4 protein-coding genes are annotated in these 3,276 nt (G+C 63.4%); all 4 read left to right on the forward strand.

Going from position 1 to position 3,276, the window contains the following annotated elements:
* A partial coding sequence (sdhC, locus tag J8I34_RS33515; protein ID WP_209765617.1) for a succinate dehydrogenase, cytochrome b556 subunit occupies nucleotides 1-381 on the forward strand: 381 nt, incomplete at its 5' end.
* A gap of 11 nt (nucleotides 382-392) precedes the next feature.
* Nucleotides 393-758, forward strand: a complete 366-nt coding sequence (gene sdhD, locus J8I34_RS33520) for a succinate dehydrogenase, hydrophobic membrane anchor protein (protein WP_029049202.1) — start codon at nucleotides 393-395, stop codon at nucleotides 756-758.
* Between the two features lie 3 nt (nucleotides 759-761).
* On the forward strand, nucleotides 762-2,540 hold the full coding sequence (gene sdhA / locus J8I34_RS33525) for a succinate dehydrogenase flavoprotein subunit (protein WP_209778322.1): 1,779 nt from the start codon (nucleotides 762-764) through the stop codon (nucleotides 2,538-2,540).
* A gap of 34 nt (nucleotides 2,541-2,574) precedes the next feature.
* Nucleotides 2,575-3,276: a succinate dehydrogenase iron-sulfur subunit gene (locus tag J8I34_RS33530; RefSeq protein ID WP_010814619.1), complete on the forward strand. Its 702-nt coding sequence runs from the start codon at nucleotides 2,575-2,577 to the stop codon at nucleotides 3,274-3,276.

Raw genomic sequence — 3,276 nt, forward strand, 5'->3', positions numbered from 1 at the left:
GAGTTCCGGAATATCGGTATCTCGCAGATCGCGAAATACCGGTTGCCCTGGGCCGGCAAGGTATCCATCCTGCATCGCGTGAGCGGTGCCTTGATGTTTCTCCTCCTTCCCTTCGTCCTGTATCTGTTTGAGCAGAGCATCACCTCCGAACTGAGCTTCGCAAAGTTCTCGGCCCTGTTGTCCGGCGGCTTTGTCAAGCTGGTTGTTCTGGCCCTGATCTGGGGTTATCTGCATCATTTCTGCGCTGGTATCCGCTTCCTGCTGCTGGACGTGCACGTCGGTGTCTCCAAGCCCGCTTCGGCCAAGTCTGCCATCAGCGTGCTGGTTGTCAGCCTGCTGCTTACCCTGATTTTCGGCCTGAAGCTGTTCGGCCTGTTCTGAGGAGAATCACGGTGGCAAATAACAATATCGGTCCCAAGCGTCTGGTCGTCGGTGCCCACTACGGCCTGAAAGACTGGCTCGCGCAACGCGTCACGGCCGTGATCATGGTGGTGTTCACCGTGATCCTGGCCATTGCCTTCCTGCTGTCGAACGGCGCTTCGTACGAAGCGTGGGCAGGGCTCTTCGCCAATCAGTGGATGAAGATCATCACGTTCCTGACCATCCTGTCGCTGCTGTATCACGCCTGGATCGGCGTGCGCGACATCTGGATGGACTATGTGAAGCCGATGGCGGTGCGCCTCGTGCTGCAAGTTCTTACGATTCTGTGGCTCGTCGGTTGCGCGGGCTACGCTGCTCAGATTCTCTGGAGGGTGTAATAAATGGTCGCAGTCAAGACTGGATTGCCGCGTCGCCGCTTTGACGTGGTCATCGTCGGTGCTGGCGGCGCCGGGATGCGCGCATCCCTCCAGCTCGCGGAAGCCGGCCTGAACGTGGCCGTGCTGTCCAAGGTGTTCCCGACCCGCTCGCACACCGTGGCGGCGCAGGGCGGCATCGGTGCCTCGCTCGGCAACATGAGCGAGGACAACTGGCACTACCACTTCTACGACACCATCAAGGGCTCGGACTGGCTGGGCGACCAGGACGCCATCGAGTTCATGTGCCGGGAAGCGCCGAAGGTCGTGTACGAGCTCGAGCACTTCGGCATGCCGTTCGACCGCAACCCCGACGGCACCATCTACCAGCGCCCGTTCGGCGGCCACACCGCCAACTACGGTGAAAAGCCGGTGCAGCGCGCCTGCGCCGCGGCCGACCGTACCGGCCACGCGCTGCTGCACACGCTGTATCAGCGCAACGTGCGCGCCAAGACCCACTTCTTCGTCGAATGGATGGCGCTGGACCTGATCCGCGACCAGGATGGCGACGTGCTGGGCGTGACCGCGCTGGAAATGGAAACCGGCGAGGTCTACATCCTCGAGGCCAAGACCACGCTGTTCGCGACCGGTGGTGCCGGCCGCATCTACGCCGCGTCCACCAACGCCTTCATCAACACGGGTGACGGCCTGGGCATGGCCGCGCGCGCAGGCGTGCCGCTGGAAGACATGGAGTTCTGGCAGTTCCACCCGACCGGCGTGGCCGGCGCCGGCGTGCTGATCACCGAAGGCGTGCGCGGCGAAGGCGGCATCCTGCGCAACAAGGACGGCGAGCGCTTCATGGAGCGCTATGCCCCGACGCTGAAGGACCTGGCGCCGCGTGACTTCGTCTCGCGCTCGATGGACCAGGAGATCAAGGAAGGCCGCGGCTGCGGCCCGAACGGCGACTATGTGCTGCTCGACCTGACCCACGTCGGTGCCGAGACCATCATGAAGCGCCTGCCGTCGATCCGCGAGATCGGCATGAAGTTCGCCAACGTCGACGCGATCAAGGAACCGATTCCGGTGGTCCCGACCATCCACTACCAGATGGGCGGCATCCCGACCAACTATCACGGCCAGGTCGTGGTGCCGAAGAACGGCAACCCGAACGAAATCGTGAACGGTTTCTACGCGATCGGCGAATGCTCGTGCGTGTCGGTGCACGGCGCCAACCGCCTGGGCACCAACTCGCTGCTGGATCTGGTGGTGTTCGGCCGTGCCGCCGGCAACCACATCGTCGCGCAGAACCTGAAGCAGAAGGAACACAAGCCGCTGCCGGCCGACGCCGCCGACCGCGCGCTGTCGCGCCTGGCCAAGCTGCAGAACTCGTCGTCGGGTGAGTACACCCAGGACGTGGCCAACGACATCCGCCGCAACATGCAGTCGCATGCCGGCGTGTTCCGTACGCAGAAGCTGATGGACGAAGGCGTCGAGCGCATCCTGGAAGTGTCCGAGCGCGCCGACAACATCCACCTGAAGGACAAGTCCAAGGTCTTCAACACCGCGCTGGTGGAAGCCCTGGAAGTGGCCAACCTGGTGGAAGTGGCCAAGGCCACCATGATCTCGGCGGCGGCCCGCAAGGAATCGCGCGGCGCCCACGCGCACAGCGACTTCCCCAACCGCGACGACGAGAACTGGCTCAAGCACACGCTGTTCTACAGCGAAGGCAACCGCCTCGACTACAAGCCGGTGAAGATGCAGCCGCTGACGGCTGAAAGCGTGCCGCCGAAGGCCCGTACCTTCTGAGCACCGCATCGTAGAGAAAACAGGACCCACAGAAATGAAGCGTATTTTCGAAGTCTACCGCTACGATCCGGACAAGGATGCGGCGCCGCGCATGCAGACCTACGAGGTCGAGCTCGACGGCCACGAGCGCATGCTGCTGGACGCGCTGGTGAAGCTGAAGAAGCTGGACGAGACCATCTCGTTCCGCCGTTCGTGCCGCGAAGGCGTGTGCGGCTCGGACGCGATGAACATCAACGGCAAGAACGGCCTGGCCTGCCTGACCAACATGCGCGAGCTGCCGGACCGCATCGTGCTGCGTCCGCTGCCCGGCCTGCCGGTAGTGCGCGACCTGATCGTCGACATGACGAACTTCTTCAAGCAGTACAACTCGATCAAGCCGTTCCTGATCAACGACGAGCCGCCGCCCGAGAAAGAGCGCCTGCAGTCGCCGGAAGAGCGCGACGAGCTCGATGGCCTGTACGAGTGCATTCTCTGCGCCAGCTGCTCGACGTCGTGCCCGTCGTTCTGGTGGAACCCGGACAAGTTCGTCGGCCCGGCCGGCCTGCTGCAGGCTTACCGCTTCATTGCGGACAGCCGCGACCAGGCCACCAATGAGCGCCTGGACAACCTGAACGACCCGTACCGCCTGTTCCGCTGCCACAGCATCATGAACTGCGTCGACGTGTGCCCGAAGGGTCTGAACCCGACCAAGGCCATCGGCAAGATCAAGGAGCTGATGGTCCGCCGCGCGGTGTGA

The sequence above is a fragment of the Cupriavidus phytohabitans genome (assembly GCF_017815025.1).
GTDB lineage: Bacteria > Pseudomonadota > Gammaproteobacteria > Burkholderiales > Burkholderiaceae > Cupriavidus.